Here is a 15,340-nt window from a genome sequence, read left to right as displayed (position 1 = left end):
TTGGTCTCATGGACACACAGAATGATTTTTGCCGTGGCAGGCATGTAGTTTCGGCGATGCACGTCCATTTGGTCTTCGTGACGAAGTACCGGCGCGGTGTCTTCGACGACGAGATGCTGACGCGCTGCGAAGAGGTCATGCGGAAGGTGTGTGAGGACTTCGGGGCAGACCTCAAGGAGTTCAACGGCGAGCGCGATCACGTGCACCTACTGGTCCACTACCCGCCCAAGGTCTCGGTCTCCGGCTTGGTCAACAGCCTCAAGGGCGTATCCGCCCGTCGCATACGCCAGGAGTTCACCGGCCGGATCAACGGCGCCATCATGCACGGACACCTGTGGTCACCCTCGTACTTCGCGGCCTCATGCGGCGGAGCACCGTTGGCGATCATTCGTCAGTACATCGAGCAACAAAAACATCCGCTGTGACCTGCGGATCAGAGCAGCCACAGGATGCATTCATCCCCGGCCTGAAGGCCGGGGCCTTCAGCAAGAGTTTCGGTAAAACGTTCGACATTAAGTCATCAACGCTCTTGTTATGCGCATGACCAGCAGGTGGGATCGCGGAGGCCGCTCTGTCCAGCCAGCCCGCCCCCTACCAGGGAGACTTCATGCGCACTTCCCGCCCCAGGCCCCGCACCATGGCGGTGACGGCCGCCGGCGCCGCTGTCGTGGTCACCGCCCTGACGGTCGCCCCGCCGAGCGGGACCGCCGCGCACGCCGAGGCCGTCCCGCACACCAAGGTGATCCCCGCCCTCGCCGGACACCAACTGGTGCGCGCCGTGGGCAGCCCGCTCACCATCGAGCAGTGCCGGGCGAAGTGGAAGCTCAACTGCTACACCCCGCTGCAGTACCGCGAGGCCTACCGCCTGAACCCGCTGTACAAGGCCGGCATCACCGGCAAGGGCCGCACGATCGTGATCGTGGACTCCTTCGGCTCGCCGACGATCCAGCACGACCTGGACGTCTACAGCAAGCAGTTCGGGATACCCAGCACCAAGGTGCAGGTCGTCAGGTGGGGCAAGGTGCCCGCGTTCGACCCCAAGAACAGCGACATGACGGGCTGGGCGGGCGAGAGCACCCTCGACGTCGAGATGGCACACGCCGTGGCACCCGACGCGAAGATCGTCCTGGTGGAGACGGCAGTCGCGGAGACCGAGGGCACCACCGGCCTGCCGGAGATGATGGACGCCGAGAAGGCCATGATCGACCGGGGCATCGGCGACGTGATCACGCAGAGCTTCGGGGCCACGGAGAACACGTTCCCGGGCTTCGACAAGGGCGACTTCTCCAGCATCACCAACCTGCGGTACGCCTTCAAGGCCGCGGCCCGCAACCACGTGACCGTGCTCGCCTCCTCCGGGGACGGCGGTGCCACCGACAACACCGCGGACGGCGAGGGCTATTACAACGAGCGCGTCAACTCCTGGCCTTCCTCCGACCCGCTGGTGACCTCGGTCGGCGGCACCCAGCTGCACCTGAACGACAAGGGCGAGCGCACCGCCCCCGACAGCGTCTACAACGACCACGGCGCGGGCGGCGGCGGCCAGTCCCACGTCTTCGGCCGGCCGGCGTTCCAGAACGGCGTCAAGAGCGTCGTCGGCGACCGCCGCGGCACCCCGGACATCTCGATGGCCGCGGCGGTCGACGGCGGGGCGTGGATGTACTCCAGCTACGACCCGGCCGCGACCGGCTGGGACATCACCGGCGGAACCAGCGAGGCCAGCCCGCTGTTCTCCGGCATCGTGGCCCTGGCCGACCAGGCCGCCGGCCACCGGGTGGGCAGCATCAACGACGCGCTGTACACCCTCTCGGCCCGCTCCCGCCACGACCGGCGCACCGGGATCGTCGACGTCAACGACGGTACGAACAACAGCTACCAGGGCGTGACCGGCTACACCGCGGTCGACGGCTACGACATGGCCACCGGCGTCGGCACCCTGGACGCTTCCCGCTTCGTCGCGGCCCTCGCCCGGGCGAGCCGCCGCGGCTGACGGTCGCGGCACGTCCGAGGCGGCCTGGTGGGAGCTGGTGCGGTAACGGCTGCGGAACTCGGCCGGCTGCGTAGCCCGCGCGACCGCCCCTGCCGGCGGTTCCCGCCCTCGCGCGGCCCCCGGCGCGCTCACGGTGGTGGCGTGGGCCCGTTCGCGGTGAGGGGATGGCGGGCGGCCTTGCGAAGGGAGTGCAGGGCCAGGAGCAGGACGCCGATGTCGTCCAGGTAGATGGGGTCGGGGAGGAGGTCGAGGGGGGAGAGCAGGTAGATCAGGGCTCCCCAGAAGGCCAGCTTGTTGCTCTCGGGCACGCCCGCGTGCCGCAGCAGCCGCCGGGCCCGGAAGAGCCGGACCGCCACGAGCACGGCGGCCACGGCCGCCGCCACCAGCAGAAGGGCCACCCCGCAGACCAGGGCCCAGAATTCGATGCTCATAGCCCACCGTGTACCCCTGTCACGGTCCTTCCGGTACCCGGGGCCCCCGGCCGTTGTCCTGACCCGGCCTGCGGCTGCGCCGGTCGGAAGGTGCTTCCTTCGTGCCGGGCAGGGACGGCCGGGCTCCAGCGGTCACACTTTCGCGCCGCCATCCGTCAGTGCGGTGACAGCAACATGAAAGCGCGAATGATGGAGATGGCGATGCAAGCACGTTCGATCACTGCCGAGGTTGCGATGGAGCCGCGGATGGCCGAGGACCCTCTGGACCTCGTCCCCGAGCTGGCGGAGGTATCGGCGGCGCTGTTCAAGGCCACCGGCAACCGGTCGGTGCCGCGGACCACGATCAGCCTGGTCCAGCTGCGGGCCGGCCAGATCGTCGGCAACACCTATCTGACCGTCCTGCACACGGATTTCCTGCGCAAGGCGGAGGTGAGCGAGGCTCGGATCACGGCGGTGGCGTCCTGGAAGGACGCACCGTACTTCAGCGCTGCCGAGCGCGCCGCGCTGGCGCTGGTCGAAGCCGTGTTCCTGCCCGCCCCGCACGGCGAGAGGGTCTCCGACGAGCTGTACGCCCAGGTGGCCGAGCACTATGACGCCAAGGCGCTGGCCACCTTGACGATCGCCATCGGACAGGTCGGTTTCTTCATCCCGGTGGCGCTGATCGCCAAGCCGGTCCCCGGCCGGTCGTTCACCGACCCCTGGAAGTAGGACCACCCGGGGCACGGCACGGTGCCGCCGTCCGCGCGCCGGCACGGGCACGGCTACCGGGCGCGCGCCCGCCTCGGCCGACGGGCCGGCCCGGGGCGGGCCTCCCCCGGGTCTCGCTCGTACTGCGGGACCTTTGCGGCCGACCGGGGTGCCGGTGCGCCACCCCTTCGCCGGCGTGCCGCTGGACCGCGCGGGGCTGTTCGGTCAGTACTGGTGGAGAACCGATGCCCCGGCTACGTCAGGAGACGGCCATGCCCAGGATCACTCCGAACCTCTGGTTCGACACGCGGAGCAAGGAGGCGGCCGAGTTCTACTGCTCGGTGTTCCCGAACTCGGAGATCACCAATGTCACGTACTACGGGGAAGCCGGACCCCGGGAGGCCGGCACGGTGATGACCGTGGACTTCGTGCTCGACGGCCAGGAGTTCACCGCCATCGACGGCGGACCGGAGTTCACCTTCGACGAGGCGGTCTCGTTCCTGATCAACTGTGACGGGCAGCGGGAGGTGGACCACTACTGGGAGAAGCTCACCGCGGACGGCGGCCAGGAGGTCCAGTGCGGCTGGCTCAAGGACAGGTTCGGCCTGTCGTGGCAGGTGTGGCCCACTCAGGCCAACGAGATCCTCGCCGATCCCGACAAGGACCGTTCCGGCCGGGCCATGCGGGCCATGCTGGGCCAGAAGAAGATCGATCTGGCCGCGCTGCGGGCGGCCGCCGAGGGGGCGTAGGGTTCCTCGGCCCGGCCGGGGCGTGGAGCGGGTGTTCAGCGCGGGCCGAAGCGCACGCTGGAGAAAACAGTGCCGCGTGGTGCCTGTCGCCCGGGGGCGAGGCGGAGCGCCTTCCCGTTGCACTGCTTGCCGGAGAAGATCACGGCCGGTGTCCCGGTCCCGTTGCGGGCACCGTGGGCTTCCTGGCTCATGGTGAAGCACCGGCCGTCAGGCAGGTTCTCGACGAAGAACGGCCTGTCCTTGGGGCCCAGCCAGCTGAACGGGCCTTTCGCGGCGCATGCCGCGCCCGTGTGGGCGGCCAGGGTCAGGGCGAGGCCGAGGAGAGCGACGACGGCCGGGCGGGTGCAACGCATCGTGCGTCCCTTTCTCTGGACAGCGGGCGATCGGCCCGGGATGTCTTCATGCGCTCAACGACGCTCGGCCCCGCACGGCACGGTGGCCGGCCTGGCACGGTGGCCGGCCTGGCGGGTTCTGCGGCGGACACGTGTGCCGCACCGGTCGCTTCGCCGTGGCGCGCGGGCGGGTGCCGCCCCTCGTCCGGCTGTTCGAGGCCATGGGGTTGCGGCTGTCCCGGGTCGTTCCCACGTCCACCGTGGTGTCGGTGGTGGAGGGCGTGGCCCGGGACACGGATGCCGGTGACGGCGTACCGGCCCTGATCCCCGGGCCGGCGGCAGGGGGCGTGGGCGGAATAGCGGCGGTGGCGGGGTGGTTGGGGCGGGCACGACATCGTCGATCAGTCTTCGAAGGACGCTCCCATGAAAATCGGCATCATCGGCGCCGGCAACATCGGCGGCAACCTCACCCGCCGGCTCACCGCTCTGGGCCACGACGTGGCCGTCGCCAACTCGCGTGGTCCGCAGACCCTGGGGGATCTCGCCGCCGAGACGGGGGCGAGGCCGGTCACCGTCGCCGAGGCGGCGCGGGGCGCCGAGGTCGTGGTGGTGACCGTTCCGCTCAAGGCGGTCCCCGATCTGCCGGCCGGGCTGTTCGACGGGGCGGCGCAGGGGGTCGTCGTCATCGATACCGGCAACTACTACCCCAGGGAGCGGGACGGGCGGATCCCGGCGATCGAGGAGGGGCTGACGGAGAGCCGGTGGACCGAGCGGCACATCGGCCATGGGGTCATCAAGGTGTTCAACGGCACCTATGCCCAGGACCTTCTCGACAAGCCCTTGCCCGCCGGTCATCCGGAGCGGATCGCGGTGCCGGTGGCCGGTGACGACGAGGCGGCCAAGGCGGTCGTGCGGGCTCTGGTCGACGAGCTGGGCTTCGACAGCGTCGACGCCGGTGGCATCGACGACTCCTGGCGGCAGCAGCCGGACACGCCCGTCTACGGGCTGCGGGCGGGGGCGAAGGAGGTCACCGCGGCGCTCGCCGGGGCGTCGCGGGAGCGCACCGAGGCGTTTAGGGCGTAGTGAAGGCCCGGGGTGGGCCCCGCCGGGGGGCGGGGCCCACGGGTGGGTCAGGTGCGGTAGGCGTAGTAGACCGCGTCCGGGTTGGAGGCCACGATGCTGGCGACCGACTTCCGGTAGGTGTTGGTGGAGTGGTAGGTGACGTAGGGGACGCCGGCCCTGCTGCGGTAAGTGGTGATCATCGAGTGGTCCTTGGACCCGTCGTCGTCGAAGTCCATCTGGAGGATGTCGCCGACGTCCATCTGGAAGACGTTGGGCAGGCTGGTGACGCGCCGGGAGTTCAGCGCGGACCAGGACCATTCGTTGGCGCCGACCCAGGAGGTGGACTGGGTGGAGGAGTCGTAGAACCAGCTGCGGTAGTCCTCGGCGCCGCCGGGGAGGTTCTTCCAGCCGCCGGCCTTGAGGGCCTGGCTGATGAAGTTGGTGCAGTCGCCGCCCTGGCTGTTGAAACTGCGGTAGGAGGGGTTGTAGTTCCTCCAGTACTTCTCCGCGTAGGCGGCCATGGCGGCGTAGTTGTAGCCGCTGGTGGTGCGGCTCTTGGGGGCCAGGCGCATGGTGAAGGAGGTGGCGGCGGGGGTGGCGCTGGGCAGGCCGGCCACCTTGTTCGTCACCGCCTTGGCGACGGGTGCGTTGACGGGGCGGGGGCCGTCGTCCTTGAGCTTGACGGCCGTCAGCTCCCACGTGCCGCCCGGCTTGGCGGTCAGGACGAGCTCGTGGCGCGCCTTGAAGCCGGTGGTGGTGGGTTCGTCGCCGCGGATCTTCTTGTAGGTGAGCGTGGTGGTCTCGGTGACCTGGACGGTGGCCCGGGCGCCCTTGACCTCGGTGGTGTCCACGCTGACCTGGGTGTCGGCGGCGGTGTATGCCTCGCCCAGGGCGGCGAGGCGGGTCTTGCGGGTGCGCAGGGAGGACAGTGCGGTGTCCTCCGCCCGTGCGAAGGCGGCCGAGAGGCGTATGTGGCCGCCGGTGACCGGTGCGCGGTGGGCCCGTCCGCTGTCGAGGAGGGCTGTGGTGCGCTCGGTCAGCAGGGTGTCGGCGATGCGGGCGATGGAGGCGGCCGTGGCGCTGTCCACGGTGCGGTTCTGCCCGCTGGCGCTCGCCGTGGTGGCGGGCAGGAGTACGGCCGAGACGGCCACTGTCAGTACGGCGCCGACAGCGGGTGTGAATGTCGCTGGTCTCACGTTGTTTCCCCTTGTCACCCGGTCCGGACGGACCGGGGGACGGAATCTTCGCACGAACTTCCGCTTTATCGGCACAGGTGTTCGCAAGATGCCAAGGGGCGGGCCACAGCGGGCCCGAAAGACGCTCTGAGGTGCAGTTACTCCCGGTCGGCGCCCGCGGCCTCGACCACCCTCCTGGCCGCCTCGTCGGCCGCCGCGGGAGGCGAGAGCTCGCTGTAGGTGTCCAGGTCGGTGTCGTCGCGCAGCTCGGCCCGCCAGGCGGCGGCCAGTTCCTCCTGCCGCCCCTCGGGCTGCCCCAGCACCCACTGGCGGTGAGCGGGGCCCAGGGCACCCAGGAACGCGGTGACGGCGTCGGTCGGCATCGTCTCTCCCTCGTACATCGACCCCCCTGCGGTGAATGAATACGCGTACTTTGCGTACTCATACGGCATGACTTCCCCCAGCATGGACCCTGACCCCGACGACACCACCGGTCTGGAGCCGGGCGGGGGCGTGCCGCCCGGTGAGACCCCGCCCGCCGAGGGCAGTACCTCCGAGGCCGGGCCGCGCGAGCCCAGAGGCAACGCCCCGGCCTGGCGGTCGAAACTTCCGCTCGTGCTGATCCTGGTGGTGGTGCTGGCGGTCGCCGCGCTCTTCGTCGCGATGGTGGTGTCCCTCCTGGGGAACTGAGGCCGGCGCCCTCCCGGCAGCTTCCCGGCATCCTCGCGGTGTTCCGCGGCGTCTTCGGGCGCCCTGCGGCGTTTCCGGCTTCCCGCGGCCGTTTCCGGCGCTTTTCGGACGGTCCCACGGTAGGACCGGGGCGCGGCGTCTCCCCGGCCCGTCACTCTTCCGACACTCCCCGCAAAGCGCGCGTTCTGCGGCGACACGGGTAGAAGATGGGGCATAGCGCAAGCATGGCGACTTGTACGTATCAGGGGCAGGACGGGAAACACTGCCCACCAGGCTCCGGGAGCGCGGCGCATGACGAAGACGCATCACACCCCTGCGGCCGGGACGGGTCCCTCCGGCGGGGCGTCCAGGGGTGAGAAGCTCGCGACCTGGGCCGACGGCCGGCTCGGGCTGTTCTCGCTCGCCAAGGCGAATCTGAGGAAGATCTTCCCGGACCACTGGTCCTTCATGCTGGGCGAGGTCGCCCTCTACTCGTTCATCGTCATCATCCTCACCGGCGTCTATCTCACGTTCTTCTTCAAGCCCAGCATGGGTGAGGTCGTCTACCACGGCTCGTACACGCCGCTGAACGGCATTCTCATGTCGGACGCCTACGCCTCGACCGTCGACATCAGCTTCGACGTGCGCGGCGGTCTGCTGCTGCGTCAGCTGCACCACTGGGCGGCGCTGGTGTTCATCATGGCGATGCTGGTGCACATGATGCGCGTCTTCTTCACCGGGGCGTTCCGCAAGCCGCGCGAGATCAACTGGCTGTTCGGGGCCGGGCTGTTGTTCCTGGGCATGTTCGACGGCTTCATGGGCTACTCCCTTCCCGACGACCTGCTCTCGGGCACGGGCATCCGCTTCCTGGAGGGCGCGATCCTCTCCGTGCCGATCGTGGGCACCTACCTGGTGATGTTCGTCTTCGGCGGCGAGTTCCCCGGCCACATCTGGGTGCCCCGGCTGTTCACCGTCCACGTCCTGCTCATCCCCGGCATCATGCTGGGCCTGCTGGTGGCCCACCTGATCCTCGTCTTCTACCACAAGCACACCCAGGGCTTCGGGCCCGGCCGGACCAACAAGAACGTGGTCGGCATGCCCCTGATGCCCGTCTACATGGCCAAGGCCGGCGGCTTCTTCTTCATCGTCTCCGGCGTCCTGGCCGCCTTCTCCGCCGTCGCGCAGATCAACCCCATCTGGTCCTACGGCCCCTACCGGGCCGACCACGTGACCACCGACGCGCAGCCCGACTGGTACATGGGCTTCTCCGAGGGCCTGATCCGCCTCATGCCCGGCTGGGAGATCAACCTCTGGGGACACACCCTGGTGCTCGGGGTGTTCGTCCCCCTGATGGTCTTCCCGCTGATCCTGCTCGTCCTGTGGGGCTACCCCTTCTTCGAGGCCTGGCTGACCGGGGACACCGGCGAGCACCACATCGCCGAACGCCCCCGCAACAACCCCTCCCGCACCGCCTTCGGCGCGGCCTGGATCTCGGAGTACGTGCTCCTGCTCATCGCCGGCGGCAACGACCTGTTCGCCACCCGCTTCCACCTCTCGCTCAACGCGATCACCTGGACCTGCCGGATCGGCTTCTTCGTGCTGCCCGTGCTCGTCTTCATCGCCACCAAACGCTGGTGCCTGGGACTGCAGCGCCGCGACCGGGACAAGCTCCTGCACGGGCGCGAGTCCGGCATCATCCTGCGCAAACCGCACGGCGAGTACGTCGAGGTCCACGAACCGCTGGCCCAGGCCGACCGCTACTTCCTCACCGCGCACCAGCAGTACACCCCCGGCGAACTCCCCCCGCCGGTGGACGAGAACGGCGTACCCCGCAAGGTCTCCTGGGCGCAAAGAGCGCGGGCACGGCTGTCGGCGGCCTTCTTCCACGACGGCACGGGCCAGATCATGAAACCGACCGTCCAGGAGTACCGCGAGGTCACCGAGGCGCACGCGGGCGGCGAGCACGAGCGGGTCCCCGAAGGCCGCCACTGATGCGCACCCCGCCCGCCGGGCGGCGGCCCTACCCGTACGGGCTGCTGGTGCCGGTCGCACGGGTGGCCACCGCGAGCGCCGCCGAGGAGATCCGCCGCTTCCTCGACACCTGCGGCATCCGCTCCACCGCCGCCCCCTGCGCCCGGCGGCGGCGCAGCCCTTGGCGGCTGCAGGTGCTGGTCTTCGCCGATGACGCGGGGCGGGCCAGACGGCTCGTCAACGACTGGACGCTTCCGGTGGCGCCGGGCCCTGCCGGCGGCGGGCGATAGGCGGGCCCGGGGCGGCGCGTCAGGCGGCCGCGTCCGGTACGCGCAGGGCGATCAGGCAGATGTCGTCGCGGCCGGTCGCGGCCGGCTCGGCCAGCAGCGTGTCGCACAGGACGTCCAGGGGTTCGTCGGCCAGCAGGGCCGCGGCGCGGCGCAGGCGCTCCAGCCCCTGGTCGATGTCCTCGTCGGGGCGCTCGACGAGGCCGTCGGTGTAGAGCAGGAGGGTGCCGGCGGCGGGCAGCGGCTCGACCGCGCTGATGCGCCAGTCGTCGCAGGTGGGCAGGCCCAGCAGGGGGGAGCCGGCCTCGTCGAGGAAGCGGGTCCGGCCGCCGGGGGCGATGAGCAGCGGCGGGGGGTGGCCGGCGACGCTGTAGTGGGCCTGCCAGCCGCCGGTGGGGGTCTTCTCCAGGCGGGCCAGGGCGCAGGTGGCGGTGCCCTCCTCGGGGTTGAGGGTCTGGGTGGCCCGGTCCAGGCGGCGGATGATGTCACCGGGCGGTTCCTGGCGGTCGGTGGCCAGGCCCCGCATCATGTTGCGCATCTTGCTCATGGTCACGGCCGCGGCGATGTCGTGGCCGGCGACGTCACCGATGACCATCACCGGGGCTCCGTCGGGCAGGACGAAGCTGTCGTACCAGTCCCCGCCGACCTCGGCGGCGGTCGGGCTGGGCAGGTAGCGGGCGGTGATGCGCAGCCCCTGGGGCTGGGGCGGTTCGGTGAGCAGGCTGTGCTGGAGGGCGAGCGCGACGCGCCGGGTGCGCTGGAACTCGGCGATGTGCCGCAGGGGTTCGTGGGCCTGTTCCAGGAATTCGCGCATCAGGGCGACGTCGGAGGGGCCGATCGGCTCCCGGTCGCCGCAGGCGAAGGCGTCCACGACGGCGGCGAGGGTGCCGTCGATGACGATGGGCACGATCACCATGCTGTGGGCGCCGGCTCGCTCCAGCCAGGAGACCGTCGCCGGCGGTGCGGTGCCCGGCGGGATGGCTTGGGGGGTGAACGTGGCGTGGATCGTGCGCCGTTCGCGGATCGCCCGGGCGAACGCGCTGTGGGCCTCCAGCCGTTCCTCCCGCCTCCCGGGCAACTCCGGGGGAAATCCCTCGCGGGTGCGGGTGGCGATGCGTTCGACGGTGATCGGACCGTCGGGGGCCACATGGCCGTCGGGGGCCGGCAGGAGGTAGATGCCGCACTTGTCGGCCAGGGCCGGGACGATCACCTCACCGAGGGCGGTGAGCGCGTCGCGGGGCTGGGTGGCCTCCGCCAGGACCGCAGCCGCATGGGCCAGGAGGTCCCGGCGCCGCTGTTCGCGCCACTGCTGCTCGATGTCGGTGCAGGTGCCCACCCACTCCACGACCGTGTCCCCCTCGCGGACCGGGACGGCCTTGACGTCGAAGTGCCGGTACGTGCCGTCGACGGTGCGCAGCCGGTAGACGTACTCGAACTGCTCGGGCACCTCCTCCAGGGCCCGCCGCCAGGCGGCCAGCATCGGGGCACGGTCGTGGGGGTGCAGGGCGTCGAGCCAGCCGTCGCCGCGGAACTCCTCCCAGCTCTGGCCCGTCACCTCCTCCCATCCCGGGCTGGGCTCGATGGTGCCGCCCTTGGCGGCGGTCACCCACATCATCCGGGTGCCGGTGGCCGCCAGGCTCTCGTAGCGGCGCAGGGCGCGGCGGCGTTCCTCCGACTGCTGCCGGGCCCGTTCGGTGGTGCGGACCTGTTCGGTCACGTCCACGGCCACGACCAGGACGCCGCGCCGGCCGGCGTCGCCGGGGGGCTGTCCGGGGGCGGCCGCACGGCCCTCGCCGTCGCCGTGGCGGTCGCTGTGGCCGGGTGTGAGGGCGGAGAGGCTGAAGGTGAAGAAGCGTTCGCCGTCCTCCTCCCGCGCCCGGCCGTCCTCCTCCCCCGGGCCGGAGGCGATGCGGACGGGCGCGGCGGTGACGGAGACCGCCTCGCCGGTGTCCAGGACCCGGTCGAAGAGGTCGAAGTACTCGCGCTCGCGCAGGTCGGCGAAGGCCTCGGCCAGGGGCTGCCCCAGGGGGCGGTCGCCGAAGACCTCGCGGTAGACGCGGTTGGTGTAGGCCAGGGTGTGGCGCGGGCCCCGGGTGACGGCCATGGCGACGGGGGCGGGGTCGAACATGGACCAGTCCGGGCCCCAGGGCGGCGGTGCGCCGTCCTGGGCGTCGAAGGCGGGTCGTCCTGGCGGCCGTGTCATAGGTCCCAGAGTGCCGTACGGGCGCCGGAGCGGGCGGTGCGGCGCCGCGGGGACGTCTGGTGCGTCAGGGTGACGGCGGGCCTTGCGTGCGGCCGGGGTGGCGGGCGGTGCCGGGGCGGGGCCGGGGGTGCTTCCCGCCCTGCCGGCGGGTGTTCCGCGCGGTGTTCGGTTGGTACGAGAGGATGGTTTTCCACCCATCGGCCCGCGCTCCCGTCCGCCGCCGTCGGCGGCGGACGCGCCACTGCCCCACCGGCGGCCCCGTGACCGGTGTTCGGGGCATAAGCGCTGGTGGAAGCGGTGGCCGGAGGTCTGCGGCGGGCGGGCGGGGGCGCGGCGCGTGTCCTGGCGGGCCCTCAGATCGCTTGGCTGCGGGGGTTTTCGGGCGGATCGCGGGTATCGCGGTGCCGGGTGGGTATCGCGGGGGCCCGGTAATCTACCGGTACCAACTCCCCTTCCGGGACCGTTCGGTACTTCGCGGGCGTCGCCCATGGGGTCCACGAACAGTACTGGGCTCCGGGAGGGAGGTGACCTCATGGAGGCTGCTCCAAAGGGCCACCGCGGCGACAGGTGGGACCGGCTCTACCGCTGGGTCCGCTGGGTCGGCCCGCTCTACACGGCCGCCAAGGCCGTGCGGGAGCTGCTGACCTGACCGAACCGCCTGTAGCGAAGGCCCCGACCCGGTGGTCGAGGCCCCGCCGTAGTTGCAGAGGGCCTCATCCCCGAGGGCTTGGCCGGCACGGAGGGGGTGGGGCTCTCGCATTTTCCGCGGGCATGCCGCCGCCGGGGCGGGTGCGAGGGAAACGCGTCTTCCGACACCGCCACTAAACACCGCCTCCTTGGCACTGTCAAAGGCATCACCACGCGTGGCCACGACCCGCCCGGACCATCAACAAGGGCGCTGAGCTGGGGAAACGGCGGGGATGCGCCGTGGGGTGCGGGTCAGCGCTGACACGCCGAACTCCTCCATGTGGCGAGCGGGACGCAGGGGCCGCGCCCCCGGTCGGCGCCGGGTGCGGTGGTGCGTGGCCGCCGGGGCCGGAAGGGCCGGTGCGCGGGCCGCTTGGGGCCGATGGGCGGAGCCGGCCGGCGGCGAACGGGTGGTTGTGCGCCGCCGGGCGCCGCCACCGGGCAGGGGCTCACCAGAGGTAGGCCATTGACGTCAAGGGATGGGTTGGGCATGAGCGAATACGAGAGTTCCCGTACGATGCCCGCGCTGCCGGAGCATGTCTTCGACCAGGCCAGGGAGGTGCGCCGGCTCGACAGCTGGATGCCGGCGGAACTGCACGTACGGGCCGAGGACCTGCCGGCCGTCACCGTGCACGAGGACACCAGCGGCCAGGACGCGCCCGCGCTGTTCCGCGCCCAGCCGGAGCAGCTGCGCCTGGAGTGGGGCACGCGCGAGAGCGGCAGTTACGCCGGATGGCTGCAAGTGGCCGGGATCGGCAGCGGCGCCAGCGAGGTGACGGTCCATCTGTCGTTCTTCGACGAGGGCCATGACCCCGGCGCCGAGACGGTGCGCTCGGCGCTGGAGAACAGTCTGGAGCGGCTGGAGGAACAGGTGCGGCTGCGCGTGGACGACGGCGGCTGAACGGGCGCCCGCGGTTGCTCCCGGCGGGCGACGTGCAGGCCCCGATTCCCGCATGCGCCGTGGCGCTGCCGTCCGGCGGGGTCTCCTGTGCTGCATCCTGGCGGCCGGGCGCCGGACGGCGAACGAAGCGGTTTGCGGCGGGCGATCAGCAAAGGGATGAACGACATGGCGGTGTGCGAGGTCTGCGAGAACGACTACGAGATGGCCTTCGAGGTGCGCGCGGCGGGAGCCGTGCACGTCTTCGACAGCTTCGAGTGCGCCGCGCACAAGCTCGCGCCGATCTGCGACACCTGCGGGTGCCGCATCCTGGGCCACGGCCTGGAGACCGACGGGATGTTCTTCTGCTGCGCCCACTGCGCGCGGGCCAAGGGCTACTCCGGGCTGGCCGACCACGCCTGAGCCCTGGCGGGGCGGCGGGCTCTCGTCGGTGAAGGAGACCCGCACCACGGTGTGGGGGCCGGGCTGCCGGTGCCGCCGGGGCGCGCGTTCACCCGTACGGCCGTACGTGGTGCTGTCCGGTGGGGGTTGCCCGGTGGGGGCCCTCTCGTTGGGCAGGGCCGGGGGTGGCCTTCGGCTGTTTCCCGCCAGGCGTCGGAAGGTTGCTGGTGTGCGCGTGAGCAAGCCCGTTCGGGCGGTCGCGGCCGCGGTGGCGGTGGGCGTGCTGTGGGCCGGCGGTTGGGGTGCCGGCGGGTGCGGCCGGGGCGGGTGCCGGCGTCCTGCGACGGGCCGGTGGCGGGGTGTGTGGCGGTCCTGGAGCGGGCCCTGGCGGGGGTCCGTGACGGGCTGGGCTGTGACCGCCGGGCGCCGTTCGCGGCGCTGTACGTGCGGGTGCAGGAGGCGCTGGCGGGCACGCTGCGGGAGCGGCCGGGGCTTTTCGACGAGCCGTCGTGGGCGGCCGGGGATCTCAACGCCGCGTTCGTGTCCGCCTACCTGCGGTCGTACGAGGCCGACCGGGCGGGGCGGCCGGTGCCGTAGGCGTGGCGCATCGCCTTCGCCACGGCGCGCGGGGGCGACAGCAACGCCGGGCAGGACGCCTTGTTGGGTGCGAACGCCCCTATCCAGCGCGACATGCCCTACGTCCTGGCCGGGCTGGGGCTCGTCCGCGCCGACGGCACCTCGCGCAAGGGCGATTTCGACCGGGCCCAGGCCGTCCTGGACCGTGCGTACGGGCCGGCGGTGCGGGACATCGCCCGCCGCTACGATCCGCTGCTCGCCGTGGCCGACGGCCGGTGGAACCCCCTGGCGCGGCTCACCGCGCGCGAGCTGCTGGTGCTGTGGCGGCAGAACGCCTGGCACCACGCCCGGCGGCTGGCCGTCGCCGGCAGCGGCGAGCGGTGGCGGGCGGCCTCGCGGGCCGTCGAGGCGAACGCCACCGCGTGGGGGACGCTGCTGGCGGCCGTGAGGGTGCCGGGCTACGGGCGGGTGCGCGACGGGTACTGCCACCGGGGGCCGGGCGTCGCGGTGGGCCGGCCGGCGGTGAAGTGGGCGCCGCCGGGCTCGGGCGGGTGCGGGAGGGCGGCTGAGTGCGCCGGGCGGTCATCTGGGGGCGGTGCACAGGACGAAGGCCCGCATGGACTCGGGCGCCGAGCCGGTGTTCGTGCCCCGGGTGACCCAGCTGGCGCCCTGGGCGAAGGAGTCGGTGACGAAGATGCGGAACGCGGAGGTCTCACCGCCGCCGCCGACGGGGACGCGGCCGACGGGGCAGACCGCCGTCGAGCGGCCGTTGGCGCCCGGGGCCACTTCCACGGCGTCGCCGAAGACCTGGTCGAAGCCGCCGACGTCCATGCCCGCCCGCACGGATCTCTCCTTCGGGCGCGGGGTGCCCGGATCGCCGTGGGCGGTGGCACTGGCCACGCCGCCGGCCAGGGCCGCGACGGCGGCCAGGGCGAGGATGGCGGTGCGCTGCATCTCGACCTCCTCGAAGGATGCGGAAGCTCCGATTCCTCGACGCTACGGAGGGGGGTCGTACGGCTACAAGGCGTGACGGGGTGGTGTTGTGGGGGCGCACGGGAGTGAGAGCACTCCCCCGCCGTGCGCGGCCGGAGGGAGTGGTGGGATCGGTGAGACGCAGGAGGGGGAGGATCGCGCAGCGGAGGCAGGCATGAGCGGCGGGCGCGGGCGGGGCGGGGGGCGCGCCGCCAGGCGCCCGTACTCGCGCCCCGGCGGCGTTCCGGCGCGCGGCGCGCCGACCACGGT

General features: G+C 71.9%; 16 protein-coding genes and 1 pseudogene. 11 read left to right on the top strand and 6 right to left on the bottom strand.

Annotation, left to right across the window (positions count from 1 at the left end):
- Positions 1-8: 8 nt before the first annotated feature.
- Positions 9-425 (top strand): IS200/IS605 family transposase, encoded by a 417-nt coding sequence (tnpA, locus tag J7E86_RS23625; protein WP_215083964.1) that lies wholly within the window; start codon positions 9-11, stop codon positions 423-425.
- Between the two features lie 182 nt (positions 426-607).
- The gene (locus J7E86_RS23620) at positions 608-1,990 is read left to right on the top strand and encodes a S8 family serine peptidase (RefSeq protein WP_215083962.1); all 1,383 of its coding nucleotides are present in this window, start codon (positions 608-610) and stop codon (positions 1,988-1,990) included.
- A gap of 128 nt (positions 1,991-2,118) precedes the next feature.
- Here J7E86_RS23620 and J7E86_RS23615 read toward each other — a convergent pair whose 3' ends face one another.
- Positions 2,119-2,421 (bottom strand): DUF1232 domain-containing protein, encoded by a 303-nt coding sequence (locus J7E86_RS23615; RefSeq protein WP_215083955.1) that lies wholly within the window; start codon positions 2,419-2,421, stop codon positions 2,119-2,121.
- Between the two features lie 201 nt (positions 2,422-2,622).
- On the opposite strand from J7E86_RS23615, the gene J7E86_RS23610 reads away from it, so the two are divergent.
- Both J7E86_RS23610 and J7E86_RS23605 read left to right on the top strand, forming a co-directional pair.
- Positions 2,623-3,129: a carboxymuconolactone decarboxylase family protein gene (locus J7E86_RS23610; protein WP_215083953.1), complete on the top strand. Its 507-nt coding sequence runs from the start codon at positions 2,623-2,625 to the stop codon at positions 3,127-3,129.
- Between the two features lie 251 nt (positions 3,130-3,380).
- Positions 3,381-3,857 carry a VOC family protein gene (locus J7E86_RS23605; RefSeq protein WP_215083951.1) on the top strand — a complete coding sequence of 159 codons (477 nt, stop codon included), beginning with the start codon at positions 3,381-3,383 and terminating at the stop codon, positions 3,855-3,857.
- Between the two features lie 35 nt (positions 3,858-3,892).
- Here the strand turns inward: J7E86_RS23605 and J7E86_RS23600 are convergent, their stop codons facing one another.
- Positions 3,893-4,210: a hypothetical protein gene (locus J7E86_RS23600; protein WP_215083949.1), complete on the bottom strand. Its 318-nt coding sequence runs from the start codon at positions 4,208-4,210 to the stop codon at positions 3,893-3,895.
- Positions 4,211-4,612: 402 nt separating this feature from the next.
- Here J7E86_RS23600 and J7E86_RS23595 point away from each other — a divergent pair, with 402 nt between their 5' ends.
- Positions 4,613-5,272, top strand: coding sequence for an NAD(P)-binding domain-containing protein (locus tag J7E86_RS23595; protein ID WP_215083947.1), 660 nt, complete (start codon positions 4,613-4,615; stop codon positions 5,270-5,272).
- A gap of 47 nt (positions 5,273-5,319) precedes the next feature.
- On the opposite strand, the gene J7E86_RS23590 is transcribed toward J7E86_RS23595, so the two are convergent.
- Together J7E86_RS23590 and J7E86_RS23585 are read right to left on the bottom strand one after the other, a co-directional pair.
- Positions 5,320-6,447 carry an amidase domain-containing protein gene (locus tag J7E86_RS23590; protein WP_215083945.1) on the bottom strand — a complete coding sequence of 376 codons (1,128 nt, stop codon included), beginning with the start codon at positions 6,445-6,447 and terminating at the stop codon, positions 5,320-5,322.
- Between the two features lie 137 nt (positions 6,448-6,584).
- Complete coding sequence (locus J7E86_RS23585; protein ID WP_215083943.1) at positions 6,585-6,809, bottom strand: hypothetical protein; 225 nt, start codon at positions 6,807-6,809, stop codon at positions 6,585-6,587.
- 67 nt (positions 6,810-6,876) lie between these two features.
- Between J7E86_RS23585 and J7E86_RS23580 the strand changes: the two genes are divergently transcribed.
- From J7E86_RS23580 to J7E86_RS23570, 3 genes are all read left to right on the top strand, one after another.
- Positions 6,877-7,116: a DUF6480 family protein gene (locus tag J7E86_RS23580; protein WP_215083942.1), complete on the top strand. Its 240-nt coding sequence runs from the start codon at positions 6,877-6,879 to the stop codon at positions 7,114-7,116.
- Positions 7,117-7,407: 291 nt separating this feature from the next.
- A complete protein-coding gene (locus J7E86_RS23575) occupies positions 7,408-9,087 on the top strand; it encodes a ubiquinol-cytochrome c reductase cytochrome b subunit (protein WP_215083940.1) in 1,680 nt (559 codons plus the stop codon).
- Complete coding sequence (locus tag J7E86_RS23570) at positions 9,087-9,356, top strand: hypothetical protein (RefSeq protein WP_215083938.1); 270 nt, start codon at positions 9,087-9,089, stop codon at positions 9,354-9,356. Before J7E86_RS23575 ends, J7E86_RS23570 begins: the two co-directional genes overlap by 1 nt.
- Positions 9,357-9,375: 19 nt before the next feature.
- Here the strand turns inward: J7E86_RS23570 and J7E86_RS23565 are convergent, their stop codons facing one another.
- Positions 9,376-11,556 (bottom strand): SpoIIE family protein phosphatase, encoded by a 2,181-nt coding sequence (locus J7E86_RS23565; RefSeq protein ID WP_215083936.1) that lies wholly within the window; start codon positions 11,554-11,556, stop codon positions 9,376-9,378.
- A gap of 1,177 nt (positions 11,557-12,733) precedes the next feature.
- On the opposite strand from J7E86_RS23565, the gene J7E86_RS23560 reads away from it, so the two are divergent.
- From J7E86_RS23560 to J7E86_RS31315, 3 genes and pseudogenes are all read left to right on the top strand, one after another.
- The gene (locus J7E86_RS23560; RefSeq protein WP_215083934.1) at positions 12,734-13,144 is read left to right on the top strand and encodes an SRPBCC family protein; all 411 of its coding nucleotides are present in this window, start codon (positions 12,734-12,736) and stop codon (positions 13,142-13,144) included.
- Between the two features lie 165 nt (positions 13,145-13,309).
- Positions 13,310-13,543 carry a hypothetical protein gene (locus tag J7E86_RS23555; protein WP_215084013.1) on the top strand — a complete coding sequence of 78 codons (234 nt, stop codon included), beginning with the start codon at positions 13,310-13,312 and terminating at the stop codon, positions 13,541-13,543.
- Between the two features lie 51 nt (positions 13,544-13,594).
- Positions 13,595-14,527, top strand: a pseudogene (locus J7E86_RS31315) (DUF5995 family protein); the annotation flags it as partial.
- Positions 14,528-14,680: 153 nt separating this feature from the next.
- On the opposite strand, the gene J7E86_RS23545 reads toward J7E86_RS31315, so the two are convergent.
- Positions 14,681-15,052, bottom strand: coding sequence for a hypothetical protein (locus tag J7E86_RS23545; protein ID WP_215083930.1), 372 nt, complete (start codon positions 15,050-15,052; stop codon positions 14,681-14,683).
- Positions 15,053-15,340 lie beyond the last annotated feature (288 nt).

The sequence above is a fragment of the Streptomyces sp. ISL-11 genome, assembly GCF_018614525.1.
In the GTDB taxonomy this organism is placed as follows: Bacteria; Actinomycetota; Actinomycetes; order Streptomycetales; family Streptomycetaceae; genus Streptomyces.
This window is presented reverse-complemented; position numbering and strand designations above follow the sequence as displayed.